We start from the raw sequence: 2,074 nt of genomic DNA on the forward strand, positions 1-2,074 counted from the left end.
GCGCCCCGAGGCTCTAGGCCATCAGCACTACGCCCTGTTTTGAAAACGCTGCCATTTTGAGAGTAGGCTTAGGCGAGATTAGACGGCCGCCACCAAGAAGCGCCGGAGTCTCCGAAGCCGTGCGAAGTACGACGATGCCGCCCGACTCGTTCCGGGTCGGTGTTTATTCGATCCTGCCCGCGCGCAACCAAGTGATCGGCCCCGAAGGCCGCCAAAAAATCGAGCCACGCGTGATGCAGGTACTCCTGTGCCTCGCGGCGCGTGCGGGCGACGTGGTAAGCCGCGAGCAGATCCTTCAAGAGGTCTGGCTGGATAGCGTTGTCTCGGATGAGGTCCTCACCGTCGCGATTCAGAAACTTCGCCGTGTGCTGGGTGATGACGCGAAAGATGCCCGATTCATCCAGACGGTTCCGGGAAGGGGCTATCGGCTGAACGAGCTCACTCGCGAGCCGGCCGGCACCCAACAAGAGACGGCGCGGCCGTCGAGAGCGTCGCTCTCGTGGAAGGCAATGCTGTGGGCGGGCGCGCTGATGGTAGGCGCCTTGGCTTCGATCCTCTTCTCACGAGGCTCCCCGCCGCGGGTCGACACACGCCAGCCGGCGCGCATCGCGATCCATCCGCCGCCAGAGGCGGTGGCCGAGAGCTTCGTGATCTCACCCGACGGCCGGAAACTCGCCTTCATCGCTCCCAACGCGGACGGCGTCGACTCGATCTGGGTCCGTGAGCTGGAGTCGGGAAGCACAGAATTGCTCGCCGGAACCGAGAACGTCTGGCAACTGTTGTGGTCACCCGACAGCCTTCGAATCGGTTTCGGCGCGGCGAGTCAACTGAAGAGGGTCAGCCTCTCGGGTGGGACGCCCGAGACGGTGAGCGAGACCCCTTTTCGTGGCGGCAGCTGGAGCGATGACGACCTATTGGTGTTCACCGGTGCTTGGGGCAAGCTCTTCCGCATGGCGGCGGACGGAGGCGAACCGACGCCTTTGGCAGTCGAAGACGGACTCGGGGGCGACGTCTATCGTGCGTGTCCTTCGTTCCTTCCCGACAACTCGCATTTCCTGTACCTCGCCTACGACGCGTTCGAACGTGGAAGGATCTTCGTTGGCTCTTTGGAGTCGCCGAAGAGCGTTTTCGTGGTCGAGAGCGATTCGCCTGCTCACTACGACGCCGGTCACCTGTTGTTCGTTCGCAGCGGGGTGGTGCATGCCCAGCCGTTCGACACCGAGAAACTGATGCTTTACGGCGAGCCCAAGGTCCTGGGAGCCCAATTGATGTCCGCCGAAGTCGGCGGTACGAGAACGTCGCTCTCCGTTTCACGAAACGGGATTCTCGCCCTTCGCGGTGGCAGCGCACCCGCGGGCCAGCTCGTTTGGTACGACCGGGAAGGACGCGAGCTCGCCAGGATTCCTCAGCCTGCCTCGGGCGAGTACGTAAACCCTTCGCTCTCGCCCGATGGACGAACGATCGCCGCCAACCGACGAGACCCCGCGACCGGAAACGTGGACATCTGGCTCATCGACGTCGAATCCAGCCGCGCGTCCCGTTTCACGACAGCGCCTTCCTTCGAGACCGACCTCGTGTGGTCCCCTGACGGTGAGCGCGTGGCGTACGGCGCCTACCGGGACGGCCAACACGGCGTCTGGCTGCAGTCGGCTGGTGGCGGCAACGAAACGCTTCTGTGGCAGGTGCCACGAGAGCTTGTGTATGGGGCCATCCCCACCGACTGGTCGCGCCGAGACATCGTTCTCGTTGATCTAACGAATTTCAGATTCGGGAGCTGGGCCGTTCCCGTGTCCGGAGAGACCGAGCCGCGGCCCGTTGTCGACGCGGGATCCCCGGGATGGGGGGCACACCTCTCCCCGAACGGAAAATGGCTCGCGTACTCTTCAACTGAGACCGGGACGTACGAAGTGTTCGTGATGGGATTCCCCGACGGAACGAACAAGAAACGGATCTCGCTTCACGGCGGAACCCACCCTCGATGGCGACAAGACGGAAAAGAGCTCTTCTTTTGGGGAGGCGCCAATCGTGTCGGCACGGTGATGCGGGTCGACGTAGCCGAGGAGGCTTTCACATT

Annotated in this window: 1 protein-coding gene; it reads left to right on the forward strand. The window is 63.3% G+C overall.

The window, feature by feature from the left end; all coding sequences use genetic code 11:
* Positions 1 to 119: 119 nt before the first annotated feature.
* On the forward strand, positions 120 to 2,074 hold a 1,955-nt coding region (locus VEK15_29330), incomplete at its 3' end, for a winged helix-turn-helix domain-containing protein (protein ID HXV64836.1).

Source organism: Vicinamibacteria bacterium (genome assembly GCA_035620555.1).
In the GTDB taxonomy this organism is placed as follows: Bacteria; Acidobacteriota; Vicinamibacteria; order Marinacidobacterales; family SMYC01; genus DASPGQ01.